The 17,638-nt window shown below is 61.6% G+C and carries 14 protein-coding genes; 13 read left to right on the top strand and 1 reads right to left on the bottom strand.

The annotated features are described in order from the left end of the window. The first annotated feature begins 29 nt into the window (after positions 1 to 29). From MOP44_RS01695 to MOP44_RS01735, 9 genes are all read left to right on the top strand, one after another. A complete protein-coding gene (locus MOP44_RS01695; protein WP_260794164.1) occupies positions 30 to 2,960 on the top strand; it encodes a hypothetical protein in 2,931 nt (976 codons plus the stop codon). 36 nt (positions 2,961 to 2,996) lie between these two features. After that, entirely contained in the window at positions 2,997 to 3,407 is a 411-nt protein-coding gene (locus MOP44_RS01700) for a hypothetical protein (protein WP_260794165.1), read from the top strand. A gap of 14 nt (positions 3,408 to 3,421) precedes the next feature. After that, positions 3,422 to 4,078 (top strand): hypothetical protein, encoded by a 657-nt coding sequence (locus tag MOP44_RS01705; protein ID WP_260794166.1) that lies wholly within the window; start codon positions 3,422 to 3,424, stop codon positions 4,076 to 4,078. A 14-nt stretch (positions 4,079 to 4,092) separates the two neighbouring features. Further along, the gene (locus MOP44_RS01710; protein ID WP_260794167.1) at positions 4,093 to 4,698 is read left to right on the top strand and encodes a hypothetical protein; all 606 of its coding nucleotides are present in this window, start codon (positions 4,093 to 4,095) and stop codon (positions 4,696 to 4,698) included. Between the two features lie 11 nt (positions 4,699 to 4,709). Beyond that, entirely contained in the window at positions 4,710 to 5,060 is a 351-nt protein-coding gene (locus MOP44_RS01715) for a DUF6527 family protein (RefSeq protein ID WP_260794168.1), read from the top strand. Positions 5,061 to 5,069: 9 nt separating this feature from the next. Beyond that, entirely contained in the window at positions 5,070 to 5,702 is a 633-nt protein-coding gene (locus MOP44_RS01720) for a hypothetical protein (protein WP_260794169.1), read from the top strand. Positions 5,703 to 5,966: 264 nt separating this feature from the next. Continuing rightward, positions 5,967 to 6,395: a DUF6950 family protein gene (locus tag MOP44_RS01725; RefSeq protein ID WP_260794170.1), complete on the top strand. Its 429-nt coding sequence runs from the start codon at positions 5,967 to 5,969 to the stop codon at positions 6,393 to 6,395. Beyond that, positions 6,383 to 6,601, top strand: coding sequence for a helix-turn-helix domain-containing protein (locus MOP44_RS01730; RefSeq protein WP_260794171.1), 219 nt, complete (start codon positions 6,383 to 6,385; stop codon positions 6,599 to 6,601). Before MOP44_RS01725 ends, MOP44_RS01730 begins: the two co-directional genes overlap by 13 nt. A gap of 22 nt (positions 6,602 to 6,623) precedes the next feature. Then, entirely contained in the window at positions 6,624 to 9,560 is a 2,937-nt protein-coding gene (locus tag MOP44_RS01735; protein ID WP_260794172.1) for a phage tail protein, read from the top strand. A gap of 2 nt (positions 9,561 to 9,562) precedes the next feature. Here MOP44_RS01735 and MOP44_RS01740 read toward each other — a convergent pair whose 3' ends face one another. After that, the gene (locus MOP44_RS01740; protein WP_260794173.1) at positions 9,563 to 9,724 is read right to left on the bottom strand and encodes a ribbon-helix-helix domain-containing protein; all 162 of its coding nucleotides are present in this window, start codon (positions 9,722 to 9,724) and stop codon (positions 9,563 to 9,565) included. A gap of 155 nt (positions 9,725 to 9,879) precedes the next feature. Between MOP44_RS01740 and MOP44_RS01745 the strand changes: the two genes are divergently transcribed. From MOP44_RS01745 to MOP44_RS01760, 4 genes are all read left to right on the top strand, one after another. Then, entirely contained in the window at positions 9,880 to 11,184 is a 1,305-nt protein-coding gene (locus MOP44_RS01745; RefSeq protein WP_260794174.1) for a tyrosine-type recombinase/integrase, read from the top strand. A gap of 555 nt (positions 11,185 to 11,739) precedes the next feature. Next, the gene (locus tag MOP44_RS01750; protein WP_260794175.1) at positions 11,740 to 12,693 is read left to right on the top strand and encodes a tetratricopeptide repeat protein; all 954 of its coding nucleotides are present in this window, start codon (positions 11,740 to 11,742) and stop codon (positions 12,691 to 12,693) included. Between the two features lie 307 nt (positions 12,694 to 13,000). Next, positions 13,001 to 16,342, top strand: a complete 3,342-nt coding sequence (locus MOP44_RS01755) for a protease pro-enzyme activation domain-containing protein (protein ID WP_260794176.1) — start codon at positions 13,001 to 13,003, stop codon at positions 16,340 to 16,342. A gap of 126 nt (positions 16,343 to 16,468) precedes the next feature. Further along, complete coding sequence (locus MOP44_RS01760) at positions 16,469 to 17,629, top strand: acyl-CoA dehydrogenase (RefSeq protein WP_260794177.1); 1,161 nt, start codon at positions 16,469 to 16,471, stop codon at positions 17,627 to 17,629. Positions 17,630 to 17,638 lie beyond the last annotated feature (9 nt).

Genomic DNA, 17,638 nt, shown 5'->3' on the forward strand with positions numbered 1-17,638 from the left:
CGCTCAAAAAAACTCCGGAGGAAATTTCCATGACCTGTCTTTTCCGGCTGCGCGCCTGCGCGGCGATCGCGGTTGTGTGCCTGCTCGCGTGCTTTGCCGTCCAGGCGCGCGCGCAGTACACCACGGTGACCACGACCTATCTGGGCGGCAGCCTGTCGCTTGTGGGCAGCGGCACGCTCTATCTGCAGCCCGTCTCCGGATGTAATGCCGGCGTCGGCGCCGCGCGCGTGGGCGCTTCGAATGGCCAGATCTCCGGACTGCCCTTCCAGGTTCCTGTGGTGAACGGCGCATCCTCGAAAGCGGTTCCGGACGCGCTGCAGACCACGCCCAACATCGCCTACGCCATTACGGCTCTCGACGACACCGGCACCGTGATTCTGGGCGCGGGCCTGCAGTCGGACGGGATCCACGTGCGGCCGGGCGGTCCGTATGGCTGCGTCCAGCCGACCGGCACTACCTGGAGCCTCGATACGTACGTTCCGAGCTCGCCCGTGAGTATCCTGCCCTCGACAATCTTCGACGCGCCTAGCACCACGACAGGTGCGCCGGGCAGCTCCGCCGCCGTCACGCTTTCGATGCTGACTGGCGGGCAGTATCACTTCGCCTTCACCGTGCCGCAAGGCCTCCAGGGCCCGCAGGGCATACCCGGCGGTTCTCTCAGCTATCCCGGCGTATCGTCGGATGGAGCAAAAGGGCTGAGTCTCGGTGCTGTCACCACTCAGGCGGCATCTACTACGTGGACTACTGCGCAGATCCGCGGCGACTCTCTGTTCTGTGGCGGCCAGGGCACGCTCGCGAATCCCTGGCATTGCGGCCCTACCACCGGACATGGACTGGCTGCGGCTCTCGCGGCGCTTCCCTCCATGGCCGGGAAATCCTTCACCGTTCTTGCTATCCCTGGTCAGACTTCGAACCAGACGCTCGCGGTCGCAAACGCCTTTGCCGGCACTTCTAAACAGCAAGCGACCATCACCGGCGGCTCGCTGACCTCGGGCACGCCGGTCACTATCACTTTCACATCGGGCTATGAGCCGACTTACAACGCATTCTTTACCGATACAAACTCCGTTCCGATCACTATCTGTGGTGTCTCAGGAACGGCGAGCGAGGGCACCGGTCACGTCGCAACATTCACGCCCTCCGGATCTGCAGCATGCGCGGGCACTCAGCAATGGACCACGACTGATCCGTCAGGCCCGCAGATCGTTCTCACCGGGTACAACGATCACGGCTCTGTATCGCAAGTCCAGGCGAATGACGCCACTCTCGCTGCGAAGTTCAACACTCTCGGGCTGCCGTTCCTGTTCCTGTCTATTCCCTATGGAGAGGGCGCCGGCCCTGGGAATTATCCGGGCGCAAACTCGTTTTGGTCGATCAACAATTCGCGAGCGGCGCTCTACGGAGCCTCCTATGTAGACGCCAACTACGCGCTGGCGCAGGGATATAACGCGGGGAATGCAGCGGATGTGAGCGATCACAACGCCGGTGTGGTTCCGACCTACACGGAGCGCGCTGTCAGCATGCAGGGCACGCTCAATGGCGCTCTCGGCACCACGGGGTGCCCGGCGGTCGTCATGACGTCCTCTTCAATCTTCAGCCTCGAAGTAAACGGCATTATGAATATGGCTGGCGGCGAGCAGATTCTCGTCACTGGTGTTTCGGGAACTTATCCAAATATCACGGTAACAAGCTGCCTTCGCGCTCAAAACGGTACGACCGCCGCCTCGTATTCATCGGGTGCGGCCTTCACTGCGACCGACTGGCTGCACTTCAACGATTATGGCCAGAGCCTGATCGCGGCGGCCGTCGCACCCCTGATAGGCAACGTGGCTTCGCCGAATGTTACGCTCCCTTCCAATAATGGCGGGGCGATTGCGCAGAGCGGCGGCCCAGGTGTGTGCGGGTTCGGAATCAATGGGGATCTCGATTGCCAATCGAACCTTGTCTCGTCTTCTGGCAAGCAACTCGGCACGGTCTCCCGGCCCTGGGGGGCGATGTTCTCGCTCTACGCGGGCATTCGCGGCGGCGCTCCCGCCACCTACACTCTTTACTCGAATATCGGCCTGATCGAATACAGCAATCCGCAGTTTGTGTTCGATGCTGTCGGCCCGACGCCCGCCGTCAATGGGCAGTACCTCTTCCGTGTGATGACTGCCGGCAACGCAAGCCACACCAATTTTTTGAGCAGCGATGCCAGCGTCAACGCTATCTTCGGCGGAGGAGTGACCGCGAAATCCTACGTCTTCAACAATACGCCTCCGTCCGCGCTAACCTCTGCCGGGTCCTTGGGTTATAGCTCTGGCGGCTTTTTGGATCTCTACGGGCCGGACGCTTCCACCTATCCGACCTTCAGCTTGCGGCTTCAGGAAGCAGGAGGCGCGGGTGTAATCACCGCGATGACCATTGACAACGCGGGGAACGCCATCCACCCAGGTGGACTTCAGTCGAAGTGGTTCACCCTGCAAAATACGTCGTCCCCGTCCTACTCCTCCCTGACTACGGCCGCCGTGTTCTCCCTCACCTCAACCCAGTTGGTGATGGACTCGATTGGCCCCAATACTTCCACCATCGGCAGCCTCCTGATCCGAGGGATTGCGGCTCTGAATACGAGCAACAAGATATTCCTGATTGGCGATAACACTGGGCTTGTCTCGACGCCAAATGGGCTATCCACGCCTAAGTTCTATTCGACGGCCGCGCAGACAACGACGAGCTGCGGAACTTCCGGTTCCATCATCTCCAGCGAGCCGTTCCTCGGTTCCTCGCACAAGACCGTTGTGATCCATCTCGCTGCCTGCAACGGTGCGGCTACTTACACCTTCCCAACCGCGTTTGCGAACACTCCCGGGATCTTCGCTTCCAGCAGCACCGCCGCCAGCGTGGTCACTTCCTTGTCTGCCAGCGCCGTGACAATCACGGGCACTACTTCCACCGGCACCATAGTTCTCACCGACTACTAACCTGTCAACCCTTCCCTGAAAAAAGAGAGGAATTCTATGCAAGTGAGGCTCTTCGTCCTGTTTATCGTCGTCGCTGTATCGCTCTTTGTGGGCGCGGCTCATGCGCAGGCCCAGGCTCCGATCGGGCGCCATATCGATTTCACCGCTAAGCTCCTGGACCTGAACTCGCATCCGATCGCGTTAAGCGAAAAGGATCCGACTCAAGTCACGTTGAGCTATGTGTGCATCAACGCGCTGGAGACCCCCGTGGATGCGGATCGCGAAATGGCTGGCGAACAGAAGTTCGCGATGGACCAGCTCGCCCGTAAGATCTACGCGCAAAAAGATGTGGTGCTGAGCGCGGAAGAGATAACGCTGCTTAAGAAGCGTGTCGGCATGCTCTATGGACCTCTCGTCGTTGGCGCGGCCTGGCGCATGCTCGACTCAGACGCTGCAGAGAAGAAATAGCGCGCGGGAGAGCCATGCTGATCACAGGTACTACCTTCAATGGCGCGAATGTCATCGCGCTGCCCTGCGACGTGGTGCCGCGTGTGACGGCGCCTTCGTCGATCGAGTGGGACGATCACGAAGCGGTGTCCGCCAGCGTCTCGCCCTTCGACGCGTCCACGCAGACCTACGACTGGATGCAGTCCTGGTGGGAAGGCCAGGTCAGCTTTCCGCCCATGGACCGCTGGTCGCACGATGCGTGGAAAGCCTTTCTGCGGGCCTGCCGCGGGCCGCTGAATGTCTTTATGCTCGGCGATCCTAAGGCGAAGCGTCCCAAGGGCGCCGCGGCCTTCAAGGCGGGCACTCCGGTAGTCAACGGCTCCGGGCAGACCGGCTACACGCTCAGTACGCGCGGCTGGACGGCAAGCATCAAGTCCATGCTCCAGTTCCATGACTACATCCAGATCGGGAACCGGCTCTACTCCGTCATGGACGTAGTGGACGTGGCCAGCGATGGAACCGCGACGCTGCCCATCTGGCCGCCGCTGCGCGATCTGCCGGCGGACGGCGCGGCAATCATCACCCACAACTGCCGCGGCATGTTCCGCCTGGTCAACAACAGCGGCAACAAAGACTCAGTGAACGTGGGCAACTACGGCCTGAGCGGTTTCGCCATCCGGGAGGCCATCTAACCGTGCCACGCCAAATGACAACTGCGATGGAGGCCGCGCTCTCTGCGCCTGTCCTTCGCTGCGCGGTCCTGGCTTCACTCGAGTTCGCCAGCGAGACCATCTATGTCTGGACCGGCCTCGGCGACCTGGTCTGGAGCGGCATGACGTTCAAGGGCATCGGCGATCTGAGTTCGATCGAAGGGATCTCCGAAGACTCGAACGTCGAAGCCAAGGGCGTGAAGATCGGCCTCTCCGGCATCTCCAGCGAGCGCGTGAACGATGTGCTGTTCGAGACGCGCCTCATGGAGACGGCGAAGATCTGGCTCGCGGCGTTCGATGAGAGCCTCGCGATCATCGCGGACCCGATCATGATCTACCAGGGCCTGATGGATGAGCCGGAGATTGTCGACGACGGCATTACCTGCCCCGTCACCATCAACCTCGAAAACATCCTGGTCGATATGAACCGCGCCATCAACAGGCGACTCAGCGACGAGGATCAGCAGCTCGATCTCGCCGATACTCTCGCGCGCCTGGGCCTGCCGTCTACCACTGTCGATACAGGCTTCACCCATGTCGCGGGCCTGCAGGAACAAATCACCTTCTGGGGCCGCTCGCCCAGCTCGGTCAACAACGTTTAACGGAGATTGCGATGGCGCAGAAGGCTCGCCGCTGCGAAGGCGGCATTGTGACGTTTTTCTGCCCTGGCTGCAAAGGTGGCCATGGCGTTCGCGTCGAGGGACCGCATGCGTGGGGCTGGAATGGATCGCTCGATGCGCCCACGTTCAATCCAAGCATCCTGATCCGCAGCGGGCACTACGCCGAGGGCCGCGCGAATCCTGACACCTGCTGGTGCACCTACAACGCGCAGCATCCGGACCAGCCCGCGCCGTTTGTTTGCTCGGTATGCCACTCGTTTGTGCGCGATGGCCGCATTCAGTTCCTGGCCGACTCCACGCACGCGCTCGCTGGCCAGACCGTCGAGATCCCGGACTGGGAATAGGAGTCTTTCATGCCTTATAAATGCTTTCTAATCCAACCATCCAAGGTCTGGACGGTCGAAGTGTCGTTGCATGGTATAGCTGGCTGCCTCAAGGGTTATATGGGTTCTCACTTCTTCGAGGCGGAGCTTTTCCGGGGCGAGCAGAACGAAGCTGAGAAGTTCTTCGCGCTTGGCACGGTTTCTCGTCAATTCGACGGCGTGTGCCGGCATTGCGCAGAGAAGCGCGCGGGTCTTGTCTCCACGAGCGGCTGTGTTGGTTCGATGTGGGAACGGTCCGATACCGGCGAAACCAAACGCCGCATCGATGAATTTCCAGCCGGGGCTATGTGGTTTGCCGATTGGTATAAGTCAGATGAGCGCAAAGACGCCGCCGGTCGGCATCTGTATGACTGGGACTGGGACAATCAGTTTGAACCGCCGCTGATTGTGAAGACGCCCGGGGGCGACTGGAACATCGATTCGCGCTGCAGCAACTGCACGATGCCGGCGGATAAAACGCATCGCTGCTGGGTGCGGCATGGCAATGTCCCGGAGATCACCGTAGATAAGAATGGCCACACCTGCGCCGCTGGCGCGGGGTCGATCCTGTGCGGGAATTATCACGGCTTTTTACGCAACGGTTACCTGACGGACGGGTGCTGAGCCCATGACGAAGTCGACTGGGACACGCGCTCAACAACATCGCCGCGAAGAGCTGTTTTCTGCTGAACTCACGCTGCGCCGAGTTTTGCTGCATCTGTTCGTCGCGCATAGTTGGGCGCGTGAGTGTTGCCACCAAATCGCGACCTGTGCCAACCATTCTTCGGAGCATCGGGCCGCCCTCCTTCGGTACCTCGGTGTGGATGAAGCAACTCAGATCGTACGCAAGCGCGTGTACCGGGTGCGCGCAGAGGTAAAGCGGCTCGGATGATCCGCCGCCCTGACTGGCAGTCGCGCCTCAGCGCGTACATCGTCGATTGCGCGCATCGGCCGTTTCGCTACGGCGAGCTAGACTGCGGCCTGTTCGTCGCCGGCGCCATCGAGACCATGACCGGCATCGACGTCGCCGGCGAGCTGCGCGGCAAGTATCGCTTCCGTCGCGAGGCCTTCGCGGCGATCCGCGCGCTCTGCGGACAACCGACCATGGCCGCGATCGCCGATCACCTGGCGGCGCAGTTTGGCATTGAGCCAATTGCGCCGACATTCGCGAGCCGCGGCGATGCGGTGCAACTTCGCTCCGGACAACGCGCCTCGCTCGGCATCGTGGACCTGCACAGCCACCATCTGCTCACGCCTTACAGCGCAGGCCTGCTCCGTCTGCCGATGAGTCACGCGGTGCGCGCATGGCGGATATGAAAGACGACCTCACACCGCGGCAGGCGGAGATTGTCGTCCTGCTCTGCAGGGGCTTCGAATACAAGGAAATCGCCGCCGAGCTGGGCATCTCGCACCAGGTCGTGAGGAATTACATGGCGAATGCTGTACGGCGCAGCGGCGCGCGCACTGCAACGCAGCTGGCGGTGTGGGTCGCGCTGGCCCGCGAGCGCAACAAAAAGTCCTAACACTCTTCGGGAGCTTTTCTTCATGGCAAAAGCAGTCACTGAAGTCGCGATCGGCGCGGCCGCGATCGGCGCATCGTTCATCATCCCCGGCTCGGGGATAGCGCTGCTCGGCATGACGCTTTCGCATGCGGCGGTCACGAGTGCGTTGGTCAGCATGGGCGCCTCGCAGATCATGGCTGGCCTGGCTGACGCTCTCCGCACCAACAAGAGCGGCATCGCCGTCGCTGTGACAACGCCGATTGGTCCCTGGGCCTATGGTTATGGACGGCAGAAGGTCGGCGGCGTCGAGATCTTCCGCGAGTCCAACAACAACACCGGCGTGAGCGGATCCACGTCGAACAACAAGCAGCTCCATCGGGTCTACGCGCTCTTCTGCCATCCCTCGAAGATCGGCTCCTTCCAGCTCCGCATCGATGGCAAGCAGGTGCTGCTCACTCCATCGGGCAGCGACTGGGTAAGCTTCTCCCCGACACAGGCCGTACGTAATATCACTTCCATTAGCCGCACCGCCGGCGTGGTCACCATGCACCTCGATGGCGGGGGTATCATCGGCGCTGACGGCACCACGCTGCAGATCCGCAGCGCGCCGGATAACACCCTTAATGGAACATTCCTGGTCACGCAACCCAACCCTGCCGATGCGACGGTTCTCACCTATATCTGCGGCGGCCCTGACATCGCCTCCACGAGCGGAGGCAGCGCGCGCACCACGTTCTCCGATTACAAGGACAAGATCCGCGTCTCGTTTCTCGACGGCAATCACACCTCGACGTTCCCTACGCTGCTCGCCGCGGGCACGTCCTGGAAGGCCTCTGACCTCTGCCTTGGCCATACGCTGGTCTACGTGCAGATGGGCTATGACGATGGCGTTTTTCCGAGCTCGATTCCCAATGTCTCCTTCGTGCTCGATGCGAAGAACGACATCCTGGATCCGCGCACCGGCCTGCGCGGCTGGACCGACAATGCTGCCCTCTGCATCGCCGACATGATGTGCCTGCCCAAAAAGCGCGGCGGCTTCGGCATGACCATCGGCACTGACATTCCCACTGCGCAGCTCATCGCCGCGGCCAACCTCTGCGATGAGACCGTGGCTCTCGCCGCCGGGGGTACGATCCGGCGCTATCGCTGCAACACGTTCTTCCAGCTCTCCGACGCGCGCGGCACGGTGCTCAAGGACATGCTTTCGAGCTGCGCCGGCCGCGTGAGCTACCAGGGCGGCCAGTATTCCATCTTTCCGGCCGGGTGGGTTACGCCCACGCTCGATCTCACCGATGCGGATCTCGCGGGTCCTATCCGCTTCCGGCCGCGCCTCAGCATCAGCGACACCGCCAACGCGATCAAGGGCACCTACGTCTCGCCGGAGAACGCCTACCAGCTCGCGGACGTGCCCGCCTATGCGATGGACGCGAAGCACGGGTTCGTTAGCGATCCCTACCTCGCCGAGGATGGCGGCGAGCGCATCTACAAAGACGCGCACTTCCCGTGCACCGATGATTCGGCCACCGCGCAGCGCCTCGCGAAGATCGCGCTCATGCGCCTGCGCAACGGCCAGGGCCGCATGACCCTGACCTGCAAGATGAGCTCCTATCGCGCCGTGGCCTGTGACGTAATCACGCTCACGCATCCGCGCTACACCTATTTGCGCAAACCCTTCGAAGTGCTGGCCAGCCGCGTGGTTTTCAAGCAGATGAAGGGCGGCGCCGTCCGGCCGCATGTGGAGCTCGATGTTACCGAGACCGATTCATCGAGCTTCGATTGGAATGCCTCCACCGAGCAGCTCACCCCACAGGGCTACCAGCAGCCGCAGAACGTCGGCGTGCGCCTCTGCGCGCCTCCGGAGGATGTCACCGCATATTCCGGCCCAGGCGCGGTGATCGATGGCATCACGTATCCGTCCACGTTCACGACGGGCGCCGATGGCCGCGTGCAGAACTCGATCTATGTGCGCTGGCTCCAGCCCAACGATGCGAACGTGGTCTCCGGCGGCCATCTCGAGGTGCAGTGGCAGCCGCTGGCCGCGGTTACCTGGTCAGGGTTGGCGAAGGTCGATCCGAGCAATGACCATATCTTCATCCCGAACGTCACCGACGGTGCGCAGTACAACATCCAGGTGCGGGCGGTGAACTGCGCCGGCGTCCCTTCTGACTGGATTGCGGTTGGACCGATCACGGTGAGCAACGGCTACTCGGCGTCGGCCACTTCGGGGAGTCCCGTCGCACCTCCGGGAACGCTGAGCGCGCAGGGCCTGGCCGATGGCACTGCGAACATCACCGTGCTGCCCTTTACGCCTACCATCGGCACGCCGGCCTGCACGCCGTCTCCGACCATCCTCACCGGCCTGAATCAATCGCAGCTCTACCACGTGTACTATGTCGACGCGACGTTCTCCGGCGGCACCATCACGCCGATCGCCACGCAGAATCCTGCGGACTATCTGAACAAGGTCGGCTATTTCCTGATCGGCGATATCGTCACGCCCAGCTACACGCCGCGCTACCAGCCTTCGACCTTCTCGGACCTGGGCAACTCGACAACGTCGAATCCCGTGGCCGCCTACGACAACGACGTGACCAGCGAGGCCATTGTCAGCTCCAACTGGTGGACGACAGGATCGCCCGGATCCTTTGTCGGCCATGTGAGCAGCGGCCAGTGCCAGTGGGCCGGCTTCCCATCCGTCAGCCCTGCAGGCGCGACCACGCTGCATGTGATCGCAAGCTTTGATGGCGGCGGGAGCTCCGGAACAACCATCTCTGGCAGCATCGATGTCAAGATCGGCGGCACGGTCACCAACCTCGTGAGCTTCAGTGCCGTGACGGCCGAAGCTGATTACACGATGACGATCCCGGCGGGCACCGATCTCAGCACCATCAGCGTGAGCGGATCCGCGACCGCCGGCGCCGGAACGCTCCCGGGCAGCGGCGGCTGCGCGCTGAAGGGGTTCGAAATATACATCCAGTAGTTTTAGCGGGGCGGGGAGTTGTGGATAACTCCCTCGGCCTCGGCAAGCCGCGCGATGGCCAGCCGGATCACGTTCGTCTTGTCGATACCAAGCTTCGCGCTAAGCTTCTCCACGACTTTGGTTTGCGCGGGCGTCAGGCGCATGGTGAAGGCGTTCGATGGCATCTAAAAGCCATAGTAACTACTCGCATAGGTACCTAAGAGGTGCGCTCAGGTGTCACAAAATAGCCCCACCTTTCCACATACCTACAACTTTAGGGGTAAATTTGGCGGGTGGCGTGGGGTGATTTTTCATGTCTACGATGGAGGAAACTCCAAAAATGAAACACACGCTGGGCCATGTGGAATGCCCGGCTTGTGCGCGGGCTCAACTGGTGCTTTATCGGGCTTTGTCTGGTGATCTTCTCTTCTCCGCCGCATTCGACATCTGGATCTCCCATCGCACTCTTGAGGCGGAAGGCCTCCGCATCGAGGGTGTTGAATACATCTCTCGCAAAACCGAGCGCGATTACCGCGTGTGCGCCAAGGCGCTGGGGAAGTACTTCCATAAATTGCGCTTGGATCAGATCGATGAGGCGCGGCTCTCGGCCTACCAGCAACTCCGGGCGACGAATCCCGTCGACCAGGTGAACGGGAACTGGTACTGCTGGCGCGGCGGTGTGCTGGCGGGTCACAGGAAGGCCGCGGACAACGAAGGCGGCTGGCGCGATGACTTCGACACGCTGGAAGCCGCTGAGGACTGGGCAAGGAATCACGGCGGCGGCTGCGAGTTTGTGCAGACCGTGTGGGCGCGCCGGGCGAGCGCCGGCTGTATTCGCAAAGAGATTGCCTTGCTGCAGAGAATCCTGCGCGACGCGGCGCTCTGGACCGAGGAGCGATCGAAGCGCTTTCTCAAAATCAAGTCGTCGGAGCCGGACGTCGAACGGGCGCTGAGCCGCGCCGAGCAGCATCGGCTTCTGCATGTGGCGTCGGGTCCGGCGAAACATCGCTTCATCTACCAGTACACCCTGGTCGCGCTGCAGACCACGGCGGGGCCGAACGAACTGCGGCAACTGCGCCTCGGAGACCTGGTGCTCGAAGGGCGCGAGCCGTATATCCAGATCCCGCGCGCCGGCGCGAAAAACAAGTATCGCAAGCGCATTATTCCGCTGATCACCGAAGATGCGGTGTGGGCGATGGAAGGCCTCGTCGGGCGAGCTCGCGAGAGGGGCGCATGGTCACCGTCGCATTACCTGTTCCCGCTGCAGCTCTCGCGCACGCACTACGATCCGAATCGGCCGATGAGCGAGTCGGGATTGAAAAAGCCGTTCGATGCGCTGCGCAAAGAGGCGCAGATGCCGGAGCTCCGGATCTATGACCTGCGCCACACCGGCATCACGCGCATGGCGGAGGCCGGCGTTCCGCTGCCGGTGGCGATGAGCTTCGCGGGCCACATGACCGAGCAGATGCAGCGGCGCTACACCGCAATCTGTATGGCTGCGCAGCGTCAATGGGGTTCGGCGGTGTGGGGCGCGCCTACGCGTCCGAGCGGCGAGGAGACGGCGCAGATCCGCGCGGCCTTCGACGTTCCGCGCAAGCCGGTAGCCGCGGTCGGTATCCCGACCAGAGGCGTGCGCCACGCCTGATCTTTTTTTACATGTACCAAGTTATGCACAGGGGGTAATCTTGACGCCGCATGAAATTGCGCGTACACATGGAAATCAGAAATTGCACCGAAAACAACCAAATCCACTGGTTAAGCATCCGGAGCGCGGATAGAACCACGGATGAACCGATTTGAGCAGCTGATTCGTAATCAGCAGGTCATCGGTTCAAGTCCGATCGTCGGCTCCATTGTTCCCTTCCCTTCTCACTCATCCAGTCCAAGCGGATTCGAGCTGTCATTTCCACAGCCATGCCGGTTCCACAACCGGATGTACCAAATCTGACACCAGTTATCCACGTACTTTTTGTTGCAGGGTTAATTCCTGTCTGCTTATCCACTTCTATTCTTGGCATAATCGCAGCAAGAAGAGCGGTTACTTCCGATGCTGTTCCGCCAACACGCAAGGAACGGCGCAGGAAAACGAGAGCCCGAGGGCCGAGCCGGGGGCACGATCGGTGCAATCCGGTACTTGGTTGACTATAGGCGAGTCGGTTACAGGGCGGCGAAGCATGCCGCGACTAGCCAGGAGCCATGAGTGAGCAGCTATAGCCGCCAGGATGTGTTGCGAATCCTACAGATCAGTGCCCGCCAGTTGCAGGGGTGGGAGCGAGCCGGGCTGATCGATCCCCAGCAGACATACACATTCCAGGATCTTGGGCAGTTGCGAATCCTGCGTGGGCTGCGCGAGGATGATGTTCCGGCCGCGTCGATTCGGCACTCGATCCGCGCGATGAAGGCAGTGGCGGGCATGACGAATCCGCTGCTGGAGGCGACGGTGGTGCGCACGGGCAGCACGCGCATCGCGTTCCGGCACCTGGGCGCGATGGTGGATCCTATCCGGCGCCAGCTTCTGTTCGATTTTGAGCGCGCGGGGCAGAAAGAGGCGATGGCCGAACCGGCGCCGCTGCGTCCGCGGGGCGTCGACCCACAACGGAATCAGCAGGACCTGTTTCTGGCCGCGGTGCAGGCCGAAGAGGCGGGCGAGCGTCAACGCGCGATCGGATTGTATGAGCAGATCATCGCCGCGGATCCTACCTACGCCGCGGCGTTCATCAATCTTGGCACTATCTACTTCCACCTGCGTCAGTACGGCCGGGCAGAAGAGCTATACCGGCGCGCGACCGAAGTAGACCCTGATTACGTGCTGGCATTTTTTGATCTTGGCAATGTTCTGGATGAGCTGGACCGGCCCGAGGAGTCGATTGCGGCGTACGAGCAGGCAGTTGCGCTAGCTCCCCGGTACGGTGACGCGCACTACAACCTGGCGCTGGCTTACGAGCGCAAGGGCGATCTGCGCAATGCCCTGCGGCACTGGCAGTCGTACCTGCGGCTGGACCGCACGGGCCCGTGGGCGGACCATGCACGCGGGCAGATTCGCAAGCTGCTGAGTCGCGAAAAACTAGCCATCGCGTGGCGCGCGGAGAAGTACGTGGCGCCGCCGAGCGGAAAATCGGCTTTGCGGCTGGCAAAGAGCTGGGAGAGCGAATAAGGACCGGGGCACATCCGGTGCTAACCCCAAGGCTCTTGAGCTCTGTCTAAGCGATGCCGGGCAGTGTTACCAAAAAATCCGCGGCCTGCACAACTTTGCTTTTCAAGCAGAGTCTAAGCTGGTTAGAATCCCGGTCAGAGCCGGGCCGTGCCGACTTGTAGCCTGTATCTGGAATTATCTGCTGTCGCACTTGAGCGGCCCTTAATCGTTTAGACCTGTCTTTTGCAGGCCCGAATTCGTCTACGTTTGTACTCCCCGGCGCCTGCTATGTAAGGATCGCATCTCAAGACGTCACAAGGAAAAACCTATGAAGACGATGTTTGCACTCTGCCGGCAGTACCGCCTTCGGGTGTGCGGCGCGGCGGCCAGCACGCTGTTGGCAGCCAGTAGCCTTTTGGGGGCGCAGAACGTTGCGCCGCGAATAACGGAACCCGTAGATGACGCGGCGCGCGTATCGCTGAAGGGCAGTGTAAGCGCGGCCGTGCGAGCGGCCACCGACTTGGGCGAGGTGCCTGCTTCCACGCAGATGACGCATGTGCGTCTCGGGCTGAAGCGCAGCGAAGCTCAGCAGGCAGCGCTGGAACAGTACCTCGCGGAGCTGCAGCAGAAGTCCTCGCCGAATTATCACAAGTGGCTGACTCCCGAGCAGTTCGGCGCGATGTACGGACCGGCCGATTCGGATATCGCAGCCATCGTGGCGTGGCTCGAGTCCCAGGGGCTCACGGTCGAGCCAATTTCGAAGGGTAAGACAGACGTTGCTTTTTCGGGTACGGCTGGACAGATCGCAAAGGCGTTCGGGACTTCGATTCACTCGTTCCGACTGGGAGACCGCGAATTCATGTCCAACACGACGGAGCCCAGGATACCGGCGGCTTTGGCCGGAGTGGTTTCCGGCGTGACGCACCTGAGCACTCTGGCTCCGCGGCCGATGTCGCACCGTGGCACCCCGGCGACACTGAACATTAACACGGGCCGCTTTACGCCGATGAGCGATGCGGCCGGTGCGGGGCCTCACCCGGAGCTCAGCTTCTCGGGCTCATCGTCGGGCAGCCAGTACCTCTATGTTGTTCCCGCGGATGCAGCAACCATCTACAACGCGCCGAACAGCTTCAACGGGACCTTCACCGGATCACAGAGCTATACGGGCGCGGGGGTAACGATCGGCATCGGCGGCGACGCGAATGTAAGCACCACGCCGGTGGTGAACTATCGCAAGGCCTTCCTGGGGAACTCGACGGCTCCCACCATCACCTATACCGACACGGTAAACAGTACGAATGATGCCAGTGAGGCCTATCTCGACATGGAGATCTCAGGCGGAATGGCACCAAGTGCGAAGATTCATTACTATGCCTCGCAGAATCTCTACGATGCGATTTCGCAGGCGCTGAATGATAACACCGTAGATATCTTCAGCCTGAGCTTTGGCCTGTGCGAGCTGTACTACACGACCAGCGATAACCAGACCATCAACAGCTGGTGGAGCCAGGCGGCGGCACAGGGCATCGCGGTGACGGTATCCTCTGGCGACAACGGCTCCGCAGGCTGCGACCCAACGTCGGACTCGAGCGGCAACTCCATCACGGCGGCCAAGGTCGGGCTGCAGGTCAATGGCCTGGCATCGACGCCTTATAACATTGCGGTGGGCGGTACTGACTACAAGGCCCTGCACGATAACTTCAGCCTCTACGCTACGCCTCCGGGGTCGACCGGTGTTTCGGGAAGTGCCTCGACGTTCTTTCGCACAGCCCTGAAGTATATCCCCGAGACGACGTGGAACGACTCGACCTCAAACAACACGACGATCAGCGCGAACGTGCCGTGGACGAAGGTGACGGATCAGAACATTGTGGCCGGGAGCGGCGGCAAGAGCACATGCTCGACCAACACGACAGTCAGCACGACCTCGACCTTCACGCCGGGCACATGCACTTCGGGGTACGCCAAGCCATCGTGGCAGCAGACCGGCACCTCTAATGACAGCGACGGAGCGCGCGACCTTCCAGACGTATCTTTACTTTCGGGCAACGGGCTTTATTCCGCTGTGTGGACAGTGTGCGACACGTATGTTCCTTCGGGCAGCACGCAGGCTCTGAACTGCTCGGATATGAGCGGCGCATACAACGTGGACGGATTTGGCGGCACGTCGGCGGCGGCTCCCGCATTTGCCGGCATGCTGGCGCTGGTGCAAGAGAGCCAGGGCGGCGGACGCCTGGGGCAGGCTGCTGAGAATCTCTACAATCTCAACAAGAACAGCGCGAACGCCAGCAAGATCTTCCACGACGTAACGGTGGGTAACATCTCGGTGCCCTGCACTGCAGGGACACCGAACTGTGGAAGCAACGGCTTCCTGAAGGGGTTTGACACCGCCACAGGCTACGACTTGGCGACCGGGTTGGGCAGCGTGGACGTGAGCGCGTTGATCGCGAACTGGGCTAACAGCACAGGCACGGCCACGGCGACCGTGACGGTGACGCCGGCCAGCTCGACGGTAAACGTGGCGAACACGCTGGATGTGAAGGTGGTGGTCAGCGGCGGTTCCGGTGGCCCGACCGGCTCGGTGACGTTGAAGAGCGGCACCTATACCTCTGCAATCACCAACCTCAACAGCGGATCTGCCACCATCACGATTCCCGGCAACAAGCTGGCAGTGGGAGTGGATACGCTCACGGCTACTTACGGCGGCGATGGAATTTATGCGTCGGCCTCCGGAACGGCCATGGTAACGGTGGATTCGGCCACGCTTACGCCAACCACTACGACACTGACCGTCGACAATGCCTCGCCCACGCAGGGAACGAACATCACTTTGACTGCCACCCTGGCGCCTTCAGCGGCGACCGGAACGGTGACTTTCAACGACGGGACGACAAAACTGGGAACCGGCACGCTCGCTTCGGGTAAAGCCACGTTCCAGACGAGCTCTCTTTCAGTGGGCGCGCACGCGATCACGGCGGTTTACGGGGGCGACACCTCGTACGCCTCGTCCACCTCGACGGCTGTAACGGTCACTGTGGCGGCACCGATCAAGGGATCGTTCACACTGGCGCTCAGCCCCTCATCGCTCACGGTCAGCCGCGGCTCGAGCGGAAACGAAACGATGACGCTGACGCCCGCCAATGGCTACAAGGGGACGGTGCAGTTCAGTGTCACCACCTCGGACAACAACGCTCTGGCCAATCTCTGCGTGTTCGGCGGGACGGGCTTTGACACCAACGGCAACCTCCAAGTGACCGGCTCTTCGGCAGTGTCGGCGACGGTTCAGATCGACACGAACGCGTCAGACTGCGTGAGCGCTGGGGCGATCAGGACCACTGGACCGCATGGCATGCGACTGCTTCCGCGCGGCGGATCGGCACATGCGAGCAACCAGAAGAGCAGCGGCTCCATTCCGGGCGGACTGGCGTTTGCTGGACTTCTGCTGGCCGGGTTGCTGGGCCGCTCCTCGCGCAAGCTGCGCGGATTGGCCTGCGTGATCGCGCTGACAGCCATAGCGTTCGGCCTGAGCGCATGCGGCAGCACCAGCGGCGGCGGTTCATCGGGGGTGTCGAATCCACCCAAAGGAACGTACACCATCACGCTTATCGGTGAGGACGTGACAGACACCTCGATCACAGCGCAGGGCAGCTTCACGCTGGTCATCAAATAGAAGAGGTGATCTTTCACTCCGCAGCGGGCGCTTCGGCGCCCGCTTTCTTTTGGCGGTAAGCGCGTGGGAGCGGACGAACGCGAACAGGCTCGGCTTTGATACACTCCGAAGCCGGAGGCCGTGATCTTGAGCACGCACAAACCTGCTCCACTTACCCGACTCAGTGAAGAAGAAGAGCTGTTCTATTCGACCGTGCGGCAGTTTGCCCAGGAGACGATTGCGCCGCTGGTGCACACGATGGACGAGGAACAGCAGATGGCGCCCAGCCTGGCGAAGAAGCTGTTCGAGCTGGGCCTGATGGGCATTGAGGCGGCCGAGGAGCATGGCGGAGCCGGCGGGACCTTCTTCGAGGCGGCTCTCGCGATCGAGGCGATCTCGACTGTTGACCCGGGTGTGGCGGTGCTGGTGGATGTGCACAACACGCTGGTGATCAACGCGCTGCGCCGCTGGGCGAGCGATGCGCAGAAGCGCAAGTGGCTGCCGAAGCTGGCGACTGACACGGTAGGCGCGTACGCGCTGAGCGAGGCGGGATCGGGCTCGGATGCGTTCGCTCTGCAGACGCGGGCGGAAAAGGCAGGCGGCGGCTATCGGCTGAATGGGCGCAAGCTGTGGATCAGCAACGCGAAGGAAGCGGGGCTGTTCATCGTGTTTGCGACGATTGATCAGGCGGCGGGATACAAGGGGATTACGGCGTTTCTCATCGAAAAGGGCATGGCGGGGTTCACGGTGGGTCGCAAGGAAGACAAGCTGGGGATTCGCGCGTCGAGCACCTGCGAGCTGATCTTCGACAACTGCGAGGTTCCGGCGGAGAACGTGCTGGGCGAGGCGGGCAAGGGATACAAGATTGCGATCGAGACGCTGAATGAAGGCCGCATCGGGATCGGCGCTCAGATGCTGGGCCTGGCTGAAGGCGCGTGGGGACATGCTGCGAAATACGCGCAGGAGCGGAAGCAGTTCGGAAAGGCGATTGCCGAGTTCCAGGCGGTGCAGTTTGCGCTGGCGGAGATGGCGACGGAGATTGAAGCGGCGCGACTGCTGGTCTACAACGCTGCGAGGCTGAAGGATGCAGGGCAGCCATACCTCAAAGAAGCTGCGATGGCAAAGCTGTTTGCTTCGCAGGTGGCCGAGAAGACGGCGAGCCAGTGCGTGGAGATTTTCGGCGGCAATGGCTTTGTACGCGATTATCCAGCGGAGAAGTATTATCGCGATGCGAAGGTCGGGAAGATTTACGAGGGTACCTCGAACATGCAGTTGATGACGATTGCCAAACAGATGCTCGGGAAGTAAGGCGCCCTT

It is taken from the genome of Occallatibacter riparius (assembly GCF_025264625.1).
GTDB lineage: Bacteria > Acidobacteriota > Terriglobia > Terriglobales > Acidobacteriaceae > Telmatobacter > Telmatobacter riparius.